Below are 19,247 nucleotides of genomic sequence, written 5' to 3' on the forward strand. Positions count from 1 at the left end.
ACTAACGAACCCTAAATAAAGGAGTTAGTGGAGCAACCTTCAGATCGAGGTGTAACGTTTCTGCTTCAATGGCATTTGCAATGCGGTGTAAAACGGCGTCATACTTGTCAAGTATCCGATCAATGACTTTATTGCTGTGGGCTAGTGTAAGGTTGTGGGTGTTAAGAACAAGAAGTCCAGCAGAAAATGCTTCCTGTAGAAAGTATGTCTTTATTTCATTCTCTGCGTATCGCCCACCCTCAAACCAGTTTAGAAATGTCCAGGTGGGATGACCTGATAATTTCAGTACGGCATCGAGTGCCTTATCTGAAATCAACTGATTCAGCTTAGTATTTAGATTTTCCCCACTTGAATATAAACTTTCACAAACTTTATTATTAGAATGATAACTTAGATTAACTCTGGCTGCGGTTAGAGAAAGCAACTCGCCACCGAAGGTCCCTGAGAAAAACACTTCTGACATTTCCTTCATCACTTCGTCGGAACCTACTATGGCAGATATTGGAAACCCATTCGCCAATCCTTTTCCAAAAGTGGAAAGGTCTGGAATAACATTAAAAAGCTTTTGAGCTCCGCCATTGTTGAATCGAAATCCAGTTATCGTTTCATCAAATATCAATAGTGCGCCATATTTATGGGCTAATTCTTTTACACTCTCTAAGAATCCTGGATTGGGATAAGTGATGTTCATTGGTTCCATGATCACAGCTGCAATATCTTTAGGAAAACTTGAAAAAATCATCTCAAGAGATGAAAGATTGTTGTAGTTGAACGCGTGAGTTAAATCAATGACACTTTTTGGAATACCTTTGTTTCGAGTCGTCGACGCAATCGACCAGTCTTGCCATCCATGGTAGCCGCACATCGCAATGTGGTCACGTCCGGTATAAGCCCTCGCTAGTCTTATCGCAGCTGAGGTTGCGTCACTACCGTTCTTACCAAATCGAACTTTTTCAGCCGAAGGAATCATTTCTATCAGCATTTCTGCAACTTCAGCCTCAAGGCGTGTTGGCAGTGAGAGAGTTACTCCACTTTTGAATTGCCGTTTGACTGCTCTACTAATCTTCTTGTCACCGTAACCAATCGTTACTGCAGCTAGAGAGCTCACTAAATCAATGTACTTATTTCCGTCCAAATCCCAAGAATAGGGTCCCTTAGATTTCTTCAAATAGAGCGGAGATACTCCGACGGGGTACTGAGTGCGGGACTTACTAAAGGTTTGAGAGCCAAGGGGAATAGAGGCTTCCGCTCTATCTAGATGTTGTTCAGATAATTCATATCTCATCTATTAATCCATCTCTTTGTTTTGCCAAGGATTCATTTCGTTTATGGCTACTCATGAGACTTTCATGCGCCTTCGAGCTGTCCACCCAGTCTAGAACATCGCTATAGCTGAATACGTCTTCCGAGCCCGCGAAATGACCATAAACTTCCCTTACAAAAAGTAGATCTTCTTCATAGTCTACTGTCCAGCGAAAACTCGAGTGATTTTCACTTGCGTGAAAGTTCACTACCTGAAATTGATCTTGCCGATTATGAAAACCGATCGTTACATGTTCCTTTTCATATTCCTTCAACTGCAATTTACTGAGCTCAATTAAGGCTTTGGGTTTGAAAATCTCTATATCTAGGCCATCCGGAAAAGTAGGGTGGACTGTGTTGGAAAGGTAGTCTGGTTTCAATTTCAGGAATTTCCCTAGCATTTCGTCGATAATTTCTGGCATAACTAATGGGCAATCTGCAGTTAGCCGGATACAGATGTCTGGTTCTGACTCCGTGATCACCTTAAGAAATCTCTCTAAAACGTTATTCTCGGGCCCTCTGATTACCCTGTATCCAGATTCCTGCAAGATCCGTGCTAGTCCACTATTCTGCGTGCCTTCTGGAATAGCAATGATAATTTCTTTAATCATACTACTGCGGCTTATCCGGCTTAGTTGGCGAAGAATCATGGGCATCTTGTTGATTTCTGCTAAAACTTTCTCTGGAAACCGTTTTGAACCGATTCGTGCTTGGACAATGGCAACAATCTTCAACTTCTCTTCCCCCACTTTCTGGGATCCGCAAATTTAGGTTTCATGCTCTTCAATTTCAAATATTCTAATATGTCGGAATCTCTTGGCTCTAAATCGAAAAGTTGCTTTACGTGTGTAGGATTGAGAAACCCCACTACTAAACTGGTGAAAAGACTCTGACATTTATAAACTTCTAACGCTACCTCTAAATGTGTCGACTTCTTGTATTTCACATAATTCGTAAATTCTTCCAGACCTTTAAAAAATGGATCTTGAATCATTTGATGACTATTCAGAAGCAGGCCTTGGAGAAAAATGCTCCGGGCTTGCAGTTCAACACCAGCTGACACTAATTCTAAGACCAAGCTAGAATTCAAAAATTCAACATTAAAGAAATTCAAAGGCGCTTGAATTATTCCCAAATTAACTAGTTGAGGCGATAATTCACTCTCTTCGTATACGGATATACCTATAGAATCTGTAATTCCAAGGTTTTCAAGAGCCGACAAGAAATCAAGAGCTTCAAGCCTCTCAAGAGTTGATAGGTCATACCAATCGTGAACCATAATCGATTGAAACTTTGTCACGCCAAGGGTTTCTAAAGAGCTCTCGAGTTGACCTAATATCTCTTTGGGATTCAAATTCTTGTAACTGAACTTTGTGTTGTAAGAAAAAAACTTGGAAACTCCTGTATCGCGTAGATTCTCAACAGCGCCTTTGTAATTTAAGCTCAAATCAATCCTTTGGAACCCACAATCTAAGCAAGCTTGTAAGGTTTCAATTCTATTTTTTTTGTCTGGGAATGCATTATTAGTGAATGTCCCATACTCGTGGCCAAATTGTGCGCCGCCGATGACAATGTTTCGCATTTCCCAACTTTAGCAGTTTAGACTCTAGGACTTAAATGTTTGGTATATGGCTTTTAGAAGGACTTTGGAATTCTCCGACCACTGAGCTTCATTCTTGCCATAACTTCGTGCCTTTAATGACATTCGAGATTTTTCTTTACTTGCGAGGCTACTCAGATACAATATCTTTTCGATCAAATCTCGTATATTACTAGTTTCAAAATTTTTACCGATTTTTTCATCCTCTATAAATTGATTTGTTGGAAAGTTCGTCGTCAAGCAAATCATTCCCATTGAAAGAGCCTCCAGGAGTGAGACAGAAGTTCCATCTGATTTTGCAGCAGAGAGATACATCCAATGTTGTGACATTAATTCCGGAAGGTGTTGATTTTCAATGTTCCCTAAGAACGAGACTTTGTCTTCGAAGCCGTATTTTTTGGCGATAATCTTCCCTGAGGCTAAATCTGGGCCAGCTCCGACAAAAGTACAATTAAATGGAATGCCACTTTCGTGCATTCCTGCAAGTGCTGCAAGTATGATTTCGTTACAGTACAACTGGCTCCAATTTCGTAAAACAATAATCGAGGGGCTTTCCTTAAATTTTGGTTCGTACTTGGAGAAATTCGCCCAGTCACATCCATACTTTGTTTCATAAATCGGTTTGTTGTACTTAAAGTTTAGTCGCAATTCCTTGCTGATATATCCACTGTCTGTCACTATTGCAGAACATCGAAGCACATTCGTTTGAATTTGTCTGACACTTTTGATTTCGTTAATTTCAGAGGCGTAACAAATTCCGAGAATTGGGGTTTGTGATTCAAACGGAATTCTCGAAATTGGATCACTCAGAGGACCGGCAACGATCAGATCTGCCTCTTTAGACATCCTCGCAAAATTTTGATTAGCTCCAAGGGGTTCGTCGATGGGCAGAATATCTACATCAAATTCTTCCGCCATCGCTCCATAGAAACGATTTTCATGAATTCCTATTCTGTCTACTACATAAAGAAGTTTCTTCATGAACTCGTTAGGAGGTCCTTTGTAACAAGTTCGTCGCCGTCGACATCGCGCAATAGGACTTTTCCTAAAACTTCATCCTTATTAAAAGGACTAATTCCATTAGCTGGACATGGTCTTAGTGCAATCAGATCATTGCTCGTAATTGCTGACCCGGCTTTGAGGCTTCGTGAGAATCGAAGTGCTCTCCTTTGAACTATTCTTGCGTCAACTTCGTTGGCTTCAACTCTCTTTGTGCCGTCTCCGAGTGCCATCTCGAGGATCCGTGCATCTTCAATCATTTTCTTCCAAGCGGTAGGATCCAGAGAAAATGCGTGATCCGGACCAACTCTATTCACGTCGTCTGTAAAGTGCTTCTCAATAGCGCGCGCTCCTAGAGCAATGGCGCCCAGAACGGCAACATGGCCTTGCGAATGGTCTGATAATCCCAGCACGGCTTTTGGAAACTCTTCTTTAAACGATGCAATCACATTCAAATTTAGAAACTTGAAGTTATCGAATTCCCCAGTGTAATTAGTGTTACATTGCATCAAAATGTAAGGAAGATTATATTTTTCAATTAAAGACACAGCTTCTCTGACTTCCTCAATATCGCTCGCTCCCGTAGCTAACAGAATTGGCTTTCCAGTACTGGCCATTAATTCAATAGATTCTTTCCATGTTATATCTCCCGAACCAATTTTGTAATATGGCATGAGAGTCGCAAACATTCTAATAAAATCTAGATCGTAAGGAGCGGTGAAGTAATCGATTTCAAATCTATTACATTGCTCGATCAATTTCTCAGTCCAGGAAATTGGTAATTCTGCCTCTTTGTAAACTTGAAACACATCTTTTTCCCATTTTGATTGATGTGTGAGCTTTTTCCCCAGTTCAGAAAAACCACGCTTTGAGACGATTGTCTCTGCTTTAAAGTTTTGGAACTTAGCTGCATTAGCACCTGATTTGGCGGCTAGTTCGATCAGATCTAATGCCCGCCCTAAATCACCATCATGATTTGCGGCAATATCTGCAATAAAATAAGTTGGGCTGTTGATGGAACTTGCACGATCTAATGAGAGCTTCACTCGAGTTCTCCTCTAATTGCTTGCCGGTATGCCTGAAGACTATCAACAATATTCGGGAACACAATTCCAAGATCGGTTATCTTGGAGGTGTCTAAACTTAAATCCAAGGCTCTAGAAATGCTTGAAGTGTATGGGGCTCCTGACAGGTAGCTCGCGTCTAGATCCCAAATTTCACAAACCAACTTTGCGAAATCAAACTTGCTTAATCTCTCCCTTCCTGCGACATGGTAAAGACCACTTAGAGATAGTTTATCTAACGCCAGAATTGCAGATGCTGTTTGATTTACTAAAAGAGGTGTAAAATAGATATTTGTGTATCCAGTTACACCCTGCTTACCCGTTAAATTCCTATAAAAATAATCAAAAAGAGTCATTTTCCTATTGCTATGTCCTACGAAATTTACTCTAGCAACTAAAGAATTGTGTGAGTGCTCGAGTACTTCTTGCTCACCCTTCAACTTAGATCTTCCATAGACTGTAGAAGGTATGGGAATATCTAGTTCGCTCCGAAAGGGAGTTTTGCCATCAAAAACTGCATCCGTGGAAATATGAATAAGTTTAAAGTCATACAACTCTGAAAATCTAGCAAGTTTTTTCGGCAAATGACTGTTTAGAGCAAATGCCTTTTCTTGATTTTTTTCACAATCTTCGACATCAGCGTTAGCAATACAGTTGATCACTGTCTTGAATCTATACTTTCCAAAAAGCTCATCAAGTGGGTAAAATTTGTCGTCATCCAACTTGAATTGCACAAAATCACTTCCCTTGAGCAAATCGCTTGCCCTGTTTACGTGGAGAAGTGCATTTCCATTCAAAGTTTTCGCTAATTGCGAGCCAAGAAATCCACTAGCACCTAGAACGAGATAATCTTTAAAAATCAAGTGCTTTTATTCCAAGTTAGCCAGGAAAGTCTTGATTGAGTCAATGCCCATCCAGAGGTCATTTGTATTTGAAGCATAAGCTTTACCCTCTTCCATATTGGAACCAACAGGTTGCTTATAATTCCATTCGGCAACAACCGGCAAAACTAGAAATCTATTCTCAGAAATTCTAATGGTCCGCCGACTATCTTCTGCTGAAATCATTTCTTCATGCAGTTTTTCACCTGGTCTAATTCCAATTTCAACAAAATCAGAATTTGGTGAAATTGCGCTTGCTAAATCAACAATTTTCATGCTTGGAATACGAGGCACATAAAGTTCGCCACCCTGCATAATTTCAAAACTATCCAAAACAAATTCAACGGCATCTTGGATACTGATCCAAAATCGCGTCATTCGAAGATCCGTAATGGGCAGCGGTTTGCCCTCTAAAGCTAAATTTTGGAAAAATGGGATAACAGAACCTCTGCTACCCATAACGTTTCCGTAACGAACAACACAAAACGATGTCCCGTAACTTTGGCTGTAGTTGTTTGCTGCAACGAAGAGTTTGTCTGCTGTTAGTTTTGTGGCTCCATAAAGATTAATTGGGGAAGAGGCTTTATCTGTTGATAATGCAACTACCTTTCTTACACCTGCATCAATGCTTGCTTCGATTACGTTTTGGCTTCCAAGCACATTTGTTTTAATAAATTCCATTGGGTTATATTCGCCAGTATCGACTTGCTTAAGAGCCGCCGCGTGAACGACATAATCAACGCCATGCATTGCTCGCACTAATCGATCTTTATCTCGAATGTCTCCAATGAACCAGCGCAAACGAGAATCATCATCAAATTCAGATCGCATATGAAACTGCTTTAGTTCATCTCTAGAGAAGATGGCGATACGCCTAACATCAGTATTGTCCAATAATCGGCGCACCAGAGCTTTGCCGAGTGATCCAGAGCCACCGGTAATTAGTATTGATTTTGAATCAAAAATTGACATTTTTCTCCACGCCTAGAAATGATTGGTGTTTCCAGCCATATTCTAGTAGGTCGATAGCGCCCTCTTAGTGCTGAAAGCAATGAAATGTTCAGCTGACTATCTGGCCAGCACGCACATCAACGCCTCAACCGTCAACAACGGCGCAGCGTTATGACCCAAATTAACCCGTGCTTCCATAATGGCGCTTATTTTGTTGATCGTGGCTTGTGGCTTGTTATTAGCTGCATAGGCATTGATCTCATTTTCAAGCTCTTTATTAATCAGGCCGTCATTGCTTCCCGCCTGCACCATCATGACATCGCGGTAGAACGTGGCAATATCTAACAAGGCAGCGTCCAATCCATCTCGCACCATTCTCGTGCTGCGGGTCTTTTGTTCTCTTTCTAACTCCTTTATTGCTTTACTTCCCCCACTTGCCATACCCCGACCCGTTGCACCTTTGCCATAGGCAAGTGATAAATCATCAATTTCTTTTTCATTTCTCTCATCAGCCGCAGAGTTAGCTTGCTCGGTTGCTAAATCAACTAGGGCCTGCGCTGCAGCAAAAGAAGAAGAAATTCCTTTCAAAGAAAGTGGTAAAGCCATGATGGTGGTGCGGGTATTTCGCACAGATTCGTTGTTAGCTAAATACCGTGCTCTACCAATGTGTCCTTGGCTCACCCTTGCAGCAAAATCTGCCATCTGAGGGCTTATGCCATCGCGCTTTTGGAGCACCTGTGCAACAGCCGTGGTGGATGGTGTAACAAGTTGTAGATGACGGCAACGGCTACGGATTGTTGGCAACACATCATGCAATGTTGGAGCGCAAAGTAACCACACAGTTCTATTCCCTGGCTCTTCAATTGCCTTAAGTAATGCGTTGGCTGCAGATTCTGTAAGTCTGTCAGCATCTTCCATAACAACCACGCGCCAGCCGCCCATTGATGGCGCCCACGCAACTCGAGTTAATAGTTCTCTTACTTCATCAATCTTGATTGAAAGACCTTCGGTTCTAATAATCTCAACATCAGGATGTGCTCCATTTGCAGCAGATCTGCATTGATTGCAATCACCGCACCCATCCTTTGGACACACAAGTGCTTGCGCAAAGGCAACGGCAGCAGATGATCTGCCAGATCCTGGTGGGCCAGTGAAAACCCACGCATGAGTCATCTCTTGTGATTCTGCGCCAGACCGTGTGGCAGCAACGGCCGACTTAATAATCTCGACAACATGTTCTTGTCCTACAAGATTTTCAAAGACGCTCACTTCTTTGTTTTTGCTTTCTTTTTAGGCTTAGCTTTGTTCACAGCCTTAGTCGCACCAGCGCTAGTTTTCTTAGCAGTAGTTCTCACAGCTTTTCCTGCAGCCCTTATTGGGCGCAGAAGTAAATTGCCTTTATCTTCACGGGCATTGCGCTTTAGGGCAGCGATTTCACTGACTCTGGTAATGATTGCTGCATGTGTGTCCTCAATTGATTTGTTGCCATCAACGATGAAATAGCGCTCAGGGTCAAGTAGAGATAACTGCAAGAACTCTTGGCGCACGCGCTCATGGAATGCAAGTGGTTGTGACTCAAGGCGATCTTTACTCTTTAAGCGCCCTAACCCAATCTCTGCTGGCAGATCAATAATGATTGTTAGCGTTGGAAACAATGACTCTGTTGCCCATCTAGAAATTCTTGCCACTTCACCAGGCTCTAAGACTCTTCCTGCGCCTTGGTAGGCGATAGATGAATCAAAGTATCGATCACTAATTACTACTTCCCCAGCGGCCAGCGCTGGGCGAATAACAGAGAAAACATGATGTGCACGATCTGCTGCATAGAGAAGTGCTTCAGCGCGTGGACTAATTTCTCCTGTTGAGTGAGAGAGAAGAATTTTTCTAATCTCTATTCCTAGATCACTTCCTCCAGGCTCACGCGAGAGAACAACGCTCTCACCTTCCTGTTCTAGCCAGGCCTTTAATAGTTTTGCTTGAGTTGTTTTGCCAATTCCTTCGCCGCCTTCAAAGACGATGAAGACACCTTGTGTTGGGGCACCAGTAATACTTCCTAGCTCGCCTTTAAATGCGTTAACAATGTCAGACCACAATGAAACATTAGGTCGATCCTTCATTTGTTTGTAGGAAACAAAACCAATCAAAGATGCAAACAGGCCTGCAATAAGAATTGTTACGGCTGCGCCGTTATAGCTCACTTGTGTGTTTTGGAATTTAAAGGTGTGTTCACCAACTGCAGCTGCAATCAAAGGCGCAGCAGCTAAGACAGCAACTAAAACCACGCGGATAAGGCTTTGCACGAAGGCAAAGGTGCGCCCTCTAACATCATCTGCAACTTCCATGCCCAGCATGGTGAAGCCAGTTACCCAGGTGATGCCGCTAAATGCACCCAGGATGATGACGATAAAGACAGCTAGAACAAGGTTGGGAATTGCTGCCAGGGCCACAAGGAATGCACCACTAATAGTTAGAGATGCTCCAAAGAGCCTTCTTCGGGAGAACTGCGCAAAGACTTTAGGGCCAAGTGCAATACCTGCCGCTAATCCCGTAAAGACTGCGCCAAAGAGAACACCATATGCAGCTTCACCGCCACCTAGATCTCCCACAAATGTTCGAGCTAAACCAATCACTGCCCCTGCTGCAACAAATGCGCCCACCATTCCAACGATGAGACCGCGAATGAGCTTGCTACCAGAGACTGCTTTCCAGCCTTCGTGGAGAGATTTAAGAATTGAAGTTTCAGCAGCGTGCTTTGCTGCAGCTCCCTTAGGTATTTCACGCAATCCCCACACTGTGAAAGCTGCAAAAGCAAATGAAAGAGCATTTGCATAAAGCGCTAAGTCAACTGCTGTTACGTTAAGTGAGAAAGCAGCGTTGATTGCTGATGTGAAAAGAGAAAGGAACGTAAAGATTGCTGCTGCAACGGGTGCTGTGCCATAGGCAGCTAGCAGTGAAACTTGATTTGCATTCTCTAACTTGTCCCGGGGGACAAGGTTTGGAACTGAAGCTTCTTTGGCCGGTGACCAGAAGAGAGTGATGCACTCAACCAGAATCATTGCGGTGTAGAGCCAGAAGTAGTTATGGAAAATAGGTATTGATATATAGAGCCCAGTTCGCAAGATGTCGCAGTTGACCATCAATTTACGGCGATCTAACTTATCTGCGATCACACCAGCGATAGGGCCAAGGAAAACTGCTGGAAGCAAGCGTGCAATGAAAACACCTGCAATTGCAAAGTTAGCTTTTGCGTAATCTCCACCAGAGAGTTGTTGAGCAAGAGCAGTTGTTGCTAAAAGACCCAGCCAATCTCCAAGGGAAGAGAACACCATGGAGTTCCAAAGCTTTCTAAAGGGTTTGATTGCAAGGACCCCGCGGGTTACATCTGGCGCAGGTGCGGCAGGTGTGGGCAGGGTCTTTGGCATTGGATGAGTCTATCGGGCGCATGAACTGGGCTGAAAAGGCTTAATCAGGGCTAATATTTAAAGCTTGGACCTTTCGAGAGAGTTTTACCGATCCCCACCCGTTGCCAGAATTGCCTCCGAATAAAGCCGAAAGATCAGATCCCAATTTACGTCCGAACTACTTGCCCGATAATTCTCTAACATGTTCATGATTGGGTTATCAGAATCAAATTCTTCAGTAGTCTCTCCAACTCCCTCCCTTTTTACAATCCTTTTAGAATCAAAATCGATTTCAAGACGGATTTGATCAGCAACTGAAATACTCCAAAATGCCCTCCGGGAAGCTGACTTACCAGCTTGAAGATTAACCCTCATATCTTCCCCAACTTGATAATCAAGGCAAATTTCCACGGATGACCCTTTCGAAGATAAAAGCTTAAGAGACTCATTTCCTAATTCTCTAGACTGCATTAAAGAAGCCAGCAAATATAGTTCATGTGGCAACCAATCCAAACTAGGAGATATCCTTTCGCGTTGCAATTCACCTACTCTAAGAGCATCAATTTCTAAATCTCCATGGTTTTGAAGAATCTGCGTAGAGGCGGATTCCCAAAGTTTGCTAAATGTCCATGGTTGTGACAGATAAACTGAAGATTTAACTTTTGGTAAAGTTGAGTGCAATTGTTTAATACCTTCAAGCGTTAATGCGATTGGCTTCTCTAATATAATTTTAGAATTTAAGTCTTGTAGCTGTTCCAATATTTTGAGTTGGATTTCCGGAAATGTTGTAATCCAAATGAAGTTGAAATCTTTAAGGATACGTCCTTCTGGTAGTGCCAGTTTTTCAGTATTGAGAAAATCTCGTGCAGAAATTACAACAGGTTTTAGTCTTGATTTACTTGCAACAAGAATGTTTGAAACTTTCCGTGACCATTCACCATTACCAATAAACAGAATGCTCTCAGTTTGTGAGTTCATCGGTATAGTTTGCTTGAGACCAGGAGATAAATCTGGCAAGGCCATCACTTAAATCCACTTTGGGTTTATAGCCTAGTTCTGTTGAAATCTTGTTGATATTTGGACATCTTCGGTTAGGTTCATCTTCAGGATAAGAAGAAGGGTATTTGACTAACTCAAAGCCTTCGTTACTTTTCGAAATTTCTGAAAAAAGCTTTGCAAGTGTCGCCATATCTAACTCAGGTTCAGGATTACCAACATTGTAAACATCCGGTTTTTCTGTCTCTATCAATACTTTGAGAAATCCCGTGATTGCGTCAGTAACGTAACAAAATGTTCTTGTTTGCCGTCCATGGCCGTAGACTCTTAGAGGTTCTTTTCTATACAAAGCGGTCGCAAAATTTGGAAGAACTCGATAATCTCGCGGCATCATGCCTGGGCCATACACATTAAATGGGCGGACGATGCAGGCATGAACGTCAAAGTAATTCTCATAAATCCAACAAAGTGCTTCACCCATCCGCTTTGATTCATCGTAACAAGCACGAGGGCCACGCGCAGCGACATTTCCTCTGAAATTCTCGTCCGTTGGGATGAATTCTGGATAAGGATCCCCATAAATTTCTGATGAAGAGAAGAATAAAAATCGTGACTTATCTGTCTTTGCTTTTTCAAGCAGAGAGCGCGTCACATCCACTGCAACTTTTACGGTCTCAAGAGGATTAGCCCGATAATGTTCCGGAGAGGCGATTCCAGCCGCATGGATGATGTAATCAAATTTATTGGGTAACTGAGCGCCAATTGAAGCATCTCCAAAAATCCATTCAATCTCTGGCGAAGTTCTTTGCCACGACTGATCTTCGGTATTACTCGACGTGATATAGCTATCTAGGGCAACTATCCCAACTGGATTTTCTGGATGACGTTGATTTATCAAATGGAATAGTGACATGAAGTATCGACCTAGAAATCCAGCTGCACCCGTAATAAGCACCTGCTTACCGAGCAACTTTTCAACCGAAACCATTGAATTCTCATAGATTTCATCTATGTCAGAGTCGATGATCATCTTCACTTTTGAGGCCCCACTTCCTTGTATTTTGGCAAAAACCAAATCACCTTTAAAGCATACTTGGAAAATCCTGCTAGTTTCGAAGCAATCTCCGCTGACAGGTTCCAAGGAAATATCACACAATTCAGGTTTATTGGCTTTAGTCGTGGAATCAAATCCGACTCCATTTCAGCATGCGAAACTACCTTAATGCCACTTCTTGGCAAAAATTTGCCTTGCTTGCCTGGATTATCATCAATAATTCCGATTAAACCAATTTGGTCTAAATCGAATTGATTGATGAACGTAACAGCCTTAGCCGGTGCACCATAACCAAACCAAGTAGTGCTTATAGGCTCTGCTTGAATAGCGGTCTTAGTCTCAAGTGATAACTGCTCCAAGTGTGTATTGAATTTCTTCATCCAATCAGAACTATCTAGACCAGCTAAGACTTCGCGGCGAAAAATCTCTTTAACTTCCGGCAACATCTCGCTTTGAGAGGCACTCTTTTGACACGTAACTCTGATACTTCCACCGTGCATTTCAATCTCTTCCACATCAGTGAGATTAAAACCAAGTTTGCGGATGAAAATATCTAATGAAATTACCGTGTGGTAGGACATGTGTTCATGATAGATGGTGTCGAATAATTGGTGCTCAACCAATTTAAGCGCATGAGCAACTTCAAAAACCAAGTAGCCACCTTGCTTAAGAATAGTTTGGGCAATTTTAAATGCACCAACCAAGTCGTCTATGTGTGCAAATACATTGTTTCCAACCACAAAATCAAAATCACCATACTCATTAACTAAAAAATCAGATAACTGTCTATCCAAAAAATTTGTATAAACCGCTTCGCACTTTCCTTTGCTTATCTCGGCCAACTGTTGAGATGGCTCGACTCCAATAGCACGCATGCCATGAGTTGTGAGTGCTTCTAAAAGGGTTCCATCATTTGAACCCACTTCAAGCACTAATCCACTAGGTACTACATCTGATAGCTTCTTAGCCAATTTTGTAAAATGGTCACGAAATGTTTTAGACGTTCCAGATGCATACACATAATTCGAGAAAAGCCGCTCTGGATCGACTATGTGTTTTAACTGTATGTGTTTGCAAGATTCGCACTCCACTACCTCTAATGGAAACAAATCTGCATTCAAAGCTTCTTCTTTGGAGAGGTATAACTCATTTGCTAAAGGCGAATCTTTTAGTCTGATCGCCTCTGGATAAAAATTACCTTCGCAAATGCGGCAGCAAGTTAGCTCTCGATAGTTTTTCATTAACTAGAGAAGTAGTCTTCCGGTAGACGCGTTGTATCTGACTCGTAATTCTCGGAAGAACGATTTTTTGCCGCAATAGCAATAAATGATGAGGCTTCTAGAAACAACATTTTGTGGGGGGTTTCTGGAGGTGAATAAACCATTTGCCCGCTTTTTACCTCAACAATTTTCTCTTTACCCTCTTCATCCTTCCAAAAGTAGTTCATCGAGCCCTGAACCATATAACTTAAGTGCCAATCATCTTTGTGAACATGATTTGCTCTAATTGCGCCAGCGACAGATTTAATAATTGCTACATCACCCAAATTTCCGTCTGCAATGTTTTCAATACTGCCACGCTCATCACTAAAACTTTGTGGAACCTCAACGAATGGGTAATTAGCGAAATGTTTCTCTTGGAATAGCTCACTGAGTTCTTTAGGGATCCGCATCACTACTCATTCTCTAGGTTTTGTTTGTTTATCTGGTGGATTCTAACTTAGGCCAACCCGCTTTTGCCTGCAGGCATCGCTTAAATCTCTTTTTTACTCATGCCTAGGCATTATTAGCCTTACCTGTTGCAGCTTTCTTTGCTGCCTTCTTTGCTCCTGCCTTTTTAACAACATTCTTTGTAAGAGTCGGCGCAGTATCACCCTTCTTAGCTTTAGCTGCAGCTTTCTTTCTACTCTTCTTAGGTGATGGTCCGTTCTCTGCTTCCCATGCACGGCGTCCTGCAAGGAGTTCTAGTCCACGCTCTAACGTCATTCCTTCTGCAGTATCTCCTCGGCGCAGTGTTGCATTAGTTTCACCATCGGTTACATACATACCAAAGCGACCATCTTTAACAATCAAAGGCTTTTGCGTTGTTGGATCAATACCAAGCTCTTTCACTGGTGGCTTTGCCACACCGCGTCTGCGCTCCTTTGGCTTTGAATAAATCTCTAGCGCTTCATCGAGTGTCATTGTGAACAACTGCTCTTCAGATGTGAGCGTGCGTGAATCAACACCGGCCTTTAGATATGGTCCATATCTTCCGTTTTGCACAGTGATGTCATCACCTGCAGCATTTGTTCCAAGAGTTCTGGGAAGAGAAAGAAGTCTTAGCGCATCTTCATAGGTAACGGTGTCGAGAGTCATTGTGGAAAGAAGGCTGGCAGTTTTTGCCTTTGGTGCATCTGCTTTCTTTTTCTTCTTCTTTCCTGACGCTGTTAGTTCTACAGGAACCTCTGGTAGAACTTCTGTGATGTAAGGACCAAAGCGACCACTCTTAGCAATGATGGGAAGGTTTGTAGCAGGATCAATTCCTAATTCGCGCTCACCTGACGGTGCCTCAAGTAATTCAATTGCCTTTGCAAGAGTTAGCTCATCTGGAGCGAGGGATTCTGGGATGTTTGCAAGCTTGCGCTCTTCTCCTGGCAGGTTCTGTTGCAGGTATGCCCCATAACGTCCCACTCGGATTTCTATCTCGGGGGATAGATTCATTGTGTTAGTAGCACGGGCATCAATTACGCCTAAATCAGCTGATAATTCATTGAGTCCTGGTTGTCCATCAACGCCATAGAAGAAATCTCTTAGCCAATCACTGCGGCTAGCTTCTCCTCCTGCAATCTTGTCTAGATCTTCTTCCATGCTGGCCGTGAACTCATAATCAACAAGTTTTGTGAAGTGTGTTTCAAGTAGGCCCGTGACAGAAAAGGCTAAAAACGTTGGAACTAATGCGCGTCCGCGCTTATAGACATAACCGCGATCTTGGATAGTTTGAATAATTGATGCAAAAGTTGAAGGACGACCAATACCTAGCTCTTCTAGCTTTTTAACAAGAGTTGGTTCTGTGTAACGAGCCGGTGGTTTTGTTTCATGGCCCTCACAGGTGTATTCATCTACTTTCACACTTTGGCCAAGTGTCATTGCAGGTAAGCGCTTATCGGCGCTCTCTTCATCTTTGTTCTCATCACTGACTATGTCGTCATAGGCTGCTAGAAAGCCTGGGAAAGTAATAACAGATCCGTTAGCGCGAAAGATTGTTGCTTTGTGATCATTTGTCGTTGCATCAAAATCAACACGCATCTGCATCTTTTTAGCATCAGCCATTTGGGATGCAACCGTGCGCTTCCAGATCAGGTCATAGAGAGCAAATTCATCTCTAGAAAGCTCTGGTGCTAACTCTCCTGGAGTTTTAAATGTCTCACCTGCTGGGCGGATTGCCTCATGTGCCTCTTGTGCATTCTTTGTTTTGCCGGTGTATGCACGTGGTGAATCTGCAACGTGGTCAGCGCCATAGAGCGCTTTAGCTGCCTTGCGCGCAGCATCAATTGCTTGTTGTGAAAGATTAACGCTGTCGGTGCGCATGTAAGTGATGTAGCCGTTTTCATACAGGCGCTGCGCAATACGCATAGTGATCTGTGCGCCCCAGCCCAAACGACTTCCAGCATCTTGTTGCATGGTGGATGTCGTAAAAGGAGGCTTTGGACGCTCAGTACGTGGGCTTTCCTCCATTGATTTAACGGTTAGGGAAGAAGACTTAAGTGATTCAACTAAGCCGCGTGCCCCTGCTTCATCTAATAACAAGATATTTGCAAGAGATTTTTCCTTTACGGCCCCATCTGCGCCAAAGTCAGATGTTGCTGCCACCTTCTTGCCATCTACTTCTAACAAGCGCGCGTTAAAGCCCAGCGCAGTAACTGCAGCTAAGTCCCACCAGGCACTAGAAATAAATGCCATACGCTCACGCTCTTTTTCAACAATCAAACGTGTGGCAACTGATTGCACGCGCCCAGCTGAAATGCGTGGCATAACTTTTTTCCACAGCACTGGTGAGAGTCTGTAACCAAAGAGTCGGTCTAATACTCTGCGTGTTTCTTGAGCATCGATTAAGTGATAATCAAGATCTCTGGTGTTTGAGACTGCTTCTAATATCGCCTCTTTTGTAATCTCATTAAAGACCATGCGCTTAATAGGAATCTTTGGTTGCAAAGTCTCTACTAAGTGCCAGGCGATTGCCTCGCCTTCTCTGTCTTCATCTGTTGCAAGGATTAATTCTTCAGCGTTTTTCATTAACTCTTTTAGCTCTGCCACCTTGGCTTTTTTATCTGGGTTAATGACATAAAGCGGGGCAAAGTCGTTTTCAATATCAACGCCCTCTTTAGCCCAAGCAATCTTCTTGTATTCCTTAGGAATATCAGCTGCGCGCTGGGGCAAGTCACGGATATGGCCGACGGAGGCCTCGACGACATAGTCATCGCCGAGGTATCCGCCAATTTTGCGCGCTTTAGCTGGTGATTCAACAATCACAAGCTTTATAAGCGCAGCCTTTTCTTTAGCCATGTAGTCCTTTGGGGAAAGTGTGTGTGACTAGTTAAGGATTGATGTTGCTTGACGACGGTTACGAATCAACGCAGCAATGATGACAAGGGTTGCACCGATGCCAATTGCTGTGGAGATTGTTTGGCTGCCGCCAAGGGCCAATGAAACGATTGCTGGAGTAATAAGTAGTCCAACAAGGTTCATCACCTTAATCAATGGGTTAATAGCTGGGCCTGCAGTGTCCTTAAATGGATCTCCCACAGTGTCACCAACAATTGTTGCAGCGTGTGCATCAGAGTTCTTTCCACCGTGATGTCCATCTTCAACCATCTTCTTTGCATTATCCCAAGCACCGCCTGAGTTAGAAAGAAATACAGCCATAAGAGTTCCTGTGCCAATAGCACCGGCTAGGTATGCACCAAGAGGTCCAACACCTAAACCAAAACCAACTGCGATTGGTGCCATTACTGCCAGTAATCCTGGTGTGACAAGTTCACGTAGTGAATCGCGAGTACAGATATCAACTACACGACCATAGTCAGGCTTTTCTGTCCCCTTCATGATTCCTGGGTGCTCGATGAACTGCTTGCGCACTTCAACTACAACCGCGCCTGCTGCACGTGATACTGCATTGATTGCAAGACCAGAGAATAAGAACACAACGGCTGCGCCGATGATCAAACCAACCAGGTTACGTGGGTTAGCAACATCGAGGATGCCTTGGTATTGAGTTGCAAGTTCTGCTGCGTTCTTACCAGCATCAACTACTGCCTGCTTGATGGCATCTGTGAAGGCACCAAAGAGAGCAGTTGCAGCAAGAACAGCTGTTGCAATTGCAATTCCCTTAGTGATCGCCTTAGTTGTGTTACCAACAGCATCGAGTGAAGTAAGGATCTTTGCGCCTTCTCCTTCAACGTCCCCTGACATTTCTGCAATGCCTTGAGCGTTATCTGAGATTGGACCAAATGTGTCCATCGCAACGATTACTCCCACAGTTGTGAGAAGTCCTGTGCCAGCAAGTGCGATAGCAAGAAGTGAGAGAACAATGCTTCCACCACCGAGCAAGAAAGCACCAAATACTGCAGCTGCGATAAGCATTGCTGAGTAAACAGCTGATTCAAAACCAACTGAAATACCGGCCAAAAGCACTGTTGCCGCGCCTGTCTCAGATGAAGCTGCAACATCATTAACTGGACGCTTGCCAGTTTCTGTGAAGTAGCCAGTTAATACCTGAATAGCTGCAGCAAGTGAAATACCGATTAATACTGCGCCAATTGCTAGAACGCGTGGGTTTGTATTTCCAGCCTCTGCTACTGCCTCAGGTGATAGACCAGTCATCAGTTTGAAATCAGATGGTAGGTAAGTAAATGTTGCTAGAGCTGTTAGACCTGCAGAGATCAGCGCTGATAAGAAGAATGAGCGGTTAATAGCTGTCATCGCTGACTTATCTGTGCTGCGTAGTTTCGTTAAGAAAATACCAATAACTGCTGTGACTGTTCCGATTGCAGGAACGATCAATGGATAGATAAGGCCTGCATCACCGAAAGCTGCCTTACCAAGAATGAGCGCGGCAACGAGAGTTACAGCGTATGACTCGAATAGGTCTGCAGCCATACCAGCACAGTCACCCACGTTATCGCCGACGTTGTCAGCAATAGTTGCTGCGTTACGTGGGTCATCTTCAGGAATATTCTTTTCAACTTTACCAACTAGGTCAGCACCAACATCTGCTGCCTTTGTAAAGATTCCGCCACCCACGCGCATAAACATCGCGAGCATCGCTGCACCGAAACCAAAGCCTTCAAGTACTGCTGGTGCATCTTGGCGGTAGATAATTACTACAAGTGATGCACCGATGAGTCCAAGACCCACAGTTGTCATACCAACAACGCCGCCTGTGCGGAAAGCAATTTGAACAGCCTTTTCGCCATCCTTATTACGTGCAGCATCTGCAACGCGCACGTTTGCACGAACTGCAAGCCACATACCGTTGTAACCCACGAGAGCAGAAAAGACTGCACCTAGTAAGAAGAAGATTGAACGTCCAACACGGATCTCAGTTGCACCAGGTAGTGCAAAGAGAAGAACAAAGACGATTCCTACGAAGTAGGAAAGGGTGCGGAACTGACGAGAGAGAAATGCCGCTGCGCCTTCTTGAACCGCTTCAGCGATTTCGCGCATCTTGGGAGTTCCATCGCTAGCTGCAAGAATCTGTGCACGTAGTGCATAGGCAATGGCGAGCGCGCCTAGAGAGATTCCTAGAACGATGTAGGCATATGTCAGGTTTGATCCGGTTACTTGGACTAGCGATACGGTGCTTGAAGCACTCATAGGTTCTCCTCCATTGGAGTTACAGGCGCCCTAAAACGAAGGTCAGGCGCGAGACTACGGAAGTGTAGGTCAGAAGACCCTCTTTGGGGCAAATCCATACATATCTATTGCACCACTTTGGGCCTAACTCCCCGGCTCACCGGGT

The 19,247-nt window shown here is 43.5% G+C and carries 15 protein-coding genes; all 15 read right to left on the reverse strand.

Annotated features, from left to right (window positions below; all coding sequences use genetic code 11):
• Position 1 precedes the first annotated feature (1 nt).
• The gene (locus tag A7sIIA15_RS06740) at positions 2-1,285 is read right to left on the reverse strand and encodes an aminotransferase class III-fold pyridoxal phosphate-dependent enzyme (protein WP_095686361.1); all 1,284 of its coding nucleotides are present in this window, start codon (positions 1,283-1,285) and stop codon (positions 2-4) included.
• Entirely contained in the window at positions 1,275-2,036 is a 762-nt protein-coding gene (locus A7sIIA15_RS06745) for a cytidylyltransferase domain-containing protein (protein ID WP_190279137.1), read from the reverse strand. The genes A7sIIA15_RS06740 and A7sIIA15_RS06745 overlap by 11 nt, the downstream gene beginning before the upstream one ends.
• On the reverse strand, positions 2,033-2,884 hold the full coding sequence (locus tag A7sIIA15_RS06750) for an aldo/keto reductase (RefSeq protein ID WP_095686363.1): 852 nt from the start codon (positions 2,882-2,884) through the stop codon (positions 2,033-2,035). The genes A7sIIA15_RS06745 and A7sIIA15_RS06750 overlap by 4 nt, the downstream gene beginning before the upstream one ends.
• Before the next feature lie 24 nt (positions 2,885-2,908).
• Positions 2,909-3,883 carry a glycosyltransferase gene (locus A7sIIA15_RS06755; protein ID WP_095686364.1) on the reverse strand — a complete coding sequence of 325 codons (975 nt, stop codon included), beginning with the start codon at positions 3,881-3,883 and terminating at the stop codon, positions 2,909-2,911.
• Positions 3,880-4,947 carry an N-acetylneuraminate synthase family protein gene (locus A7sIIA15_RS06760; protein WP_095686365.1) on the reverse strand — a complete coding sequence of 356 codons (1,068 nt, stop codon included), beginning with the start codon at positions 4,945-4,947 and terminating at the stop codon, positions 3,880-3,882. Before A7sIIA15_RS06760 ends, A7sIIA15_RS06755 begins: the two co-directional genes overlap by 4 nt.
• Positions 4,944-5,828 (reverse strand): SDR family oxidoreductase, encoded by an 885-nt coding sequence (locus A7sIIA15_RS06765; protein WP_095686366.1) that lies wholly within the window; start codon positions 5,826-5,828, stop codon positions 4,944-4,946. The genes A7sIIA15_RS06760 and A7sIIA15_RS06765 overlap by 4 nt, the downstream gene beginning before the upstream one ends.
• Positions 5,829-5,834: 6 nt before the next feature.
• Entirely contained in the window at positions 5,835-6,818 is a 984-nt protein-coding gene (pseB, locus tag A7sIIA15_RS06770) for a UDP-N-acetylglucosamine 4,6-dehydratase (inverting) (RefSeq protein ID WP_095686367.1), read from the reverse strand.
• Between the two features lie 96 nt (positions 6,819-6,914).
• Positions 6,915-8,066: a DNA polymerase III subunit delta' gene (locus tag A7sIIA15_RS06775; protein ID WP_095686368.1), complete on the reverse strand. Its 1,152-nt coding sequence runs from the start codon at positions 8,064-8,066 to the stop codon at positions 6,915-6,917.
• On the reverse strand, positions 8,063-10,219 hold the full coding sequence (gene tmk / locus A7sIIA15_RS06780; RefSeq protein WP_223298255.1) for a dTMP kinase: 2,157 nt from the start codon (positions 10,217-10,219) through the stop codon (positions 8,063-8,065). Before tmk ends, A7sIIA15_RS06775 begins: the two co-directional genes overlap by 4 nt.
• A gap of 84 nt (positions 10,220-10,303) precedes the next feature.
• On the reverse strand, positions 10,304-11,176 hold the full coding sequence (locus A7sIIA15_RS06785; protein WP_095686369.1) for a hypothetical protein: 873 nt from the start codon (positions 11,174-11,176) through the stop codon (positions 10,304-10,306).
• Positions 11,160-12,224: an NAD-dependent epimerase/dehydratase family protein gene (locus A7sIIA15_RS06790; protein ID WP_223298309.1), complete on the reverse strand. Its 1,065-nt coding sequence runs from the start codon at positions 12,222-12,224 to the stop codon at positions 11,160-11,162. Before A7sIIA15_RS06790 ends, A7sIIA15_RS06785 begins: the two co-directional genes overlap by 17 nt.
• Before the next feature lie 2 nt (positions 12,225-12,226).
• Positions 12,227-13,489, reverse strand: coding sequence for a class I SAM-dependent methyltransferase (locus tag A7sIIA15_RS06795; protein ID WP_095686371.1), 1,263 nt, complete (start codon positions 13,487-13,489; stop codon positions 12,227-12,229).
• Positions 13,489-13,920: a WxcM-like domain-containing protein gene (locus tag A7sIIA15_RS06800; RefSeq protein ID WP_095686372.1), complete on the reverse strand. Its 432-nt coding sequence runs from the start codon at positions 13,918-13,920 to the stop codon at positions 13,489-13,491. The genes A7sIIA15_RS06795 and A7sIIA15_RS06800 overlap by 1 nt, the downstream gene beginning before the upstream one ends.
• A gap of 103 nt (positions 13,921-14,023) precedes the next feature.
• The gene (gene topA / locus A7sIIA15_RS06805; RefSeq protein ID WP_095686373.1) at positions 14,024-16,792 is read right to left on the reverse strand and encodes a type I DNA topoisomerase; all 2,769 of its coding nucleotides are present in this window, start codon (positions 16,790-16,792) and stop codon (positions 14,024-14,026) included.
• A gap of 27 nt (positions 16,793-16,819) precedes the next feature.
• Positions 16,820-19,102: a sodium-translocating pyrophosphatase gene (locus A7sIIA15_RS06810; protein ID WP_095686374.1), complete on the reverse strand. Its 2,283-nt coding sequence runs from the start codon at positions 19,100-19,102 to the stop codon at positions 16,820-16,822.
• Positions 19,103-19,247 lie beyond the last annotated feature (145 nt).

The sequence above is a fragment of the Candidatus Planktophila vernalis genome, assembly GCF_002288185.1.
Taxonomy (GTDB): domain Bacteria; phylum Actinomycetota; class Actinomycetes; order Nanopelagicales; family Nanopelagicaceae; genus Planktophila; species Planktophila vernalis.

What these genes read in the sequence shown, in the direction of transcription:
- pseB (WP_095686367.1), bottom strand. Translation starts at nt 6,818, where the DNA reads ATGTCAATTTTTGATTCAAAATCAATACTAATTACCGGTGGCTCTGGA.
- A7sIIA15_RS06740 (WP_095686361.1), bottom strand. Translation starts at nt 1,285, where the DNA reads ATGAGATATGAATTATCTGAACAACATCTAGATAGAGCGGAAGCCTCT.
- A7sIIA15_RS06795 (WP_095686371.1), bottom strand. Translation starts at nt 13,489, where the DNA reads ATGAAAAACTATCGAGAGCTAACTTGCTGCCGCATTTGCGAAGGTAAT.
- A7sIIA15_RS06790 (WP_223298309.1), bottom strand. Translation starts at nt 12,224, where the DNA reads ATGATCATCGACTCTGACATAGATGAAATCTATGAGAATTCAATGGTT.
- A7sIIA15_RS06750 (WP_095686363.1), bottom strand. Translation starts at nt 2,884, where the DNA reads ATGCGAAACATTGTCATCGGCGGCGCACAATTTGGCCACGAGTATGGG.
- topA (WP_095686373.1), bottom strand. Translation starts at nt 16,792, where the DNA reads ATGGCTAAAGAAAAGGCTGCGCTTATAAAGCTTGTGATTGTTGAATCA.
- tmk (WP_223298255.1), bottom strand. Translation starts at nt 10,219, where the DNA reads ATGCCAAAGACCCTGCCCACACCTGCCGCACCTGCGCCAGATGTAACC.
- A7sIIA15_RS06800 (WP_095686372.1), bottom strand. Translation starts at nt 13,920, where the DNA reads ATGCGGATCCCTAAAGAACTCAGTGAGCTATTCCAAGAGAAACATTTC.
- A7sIIA15_RS06785 (WP_095686369.1), bottom strand. Translation starts at nt 11,176, where the DNA reads ATGAACTCACAAACTGAGAGCATTCTGTTTATTGGTAATGGTGAATGG.
- A7sIIA15_RS06810 (WP_095686374.1), bottom strand. Translation starts at nt 19,102, where the DNA reads ATGAGTGCTTCAAGCACCGTATCGCTAGTCCAAGTAACCGGATCAAAC.
- A7sIIA15_RS06755 (WP_095686364.1), bottom strand. Translation starts at nt 3,883, where the DNA reads ATGAAGAAACTTCTTTATGTAGTAGACAGAATAGGAATTCATGAAAAT.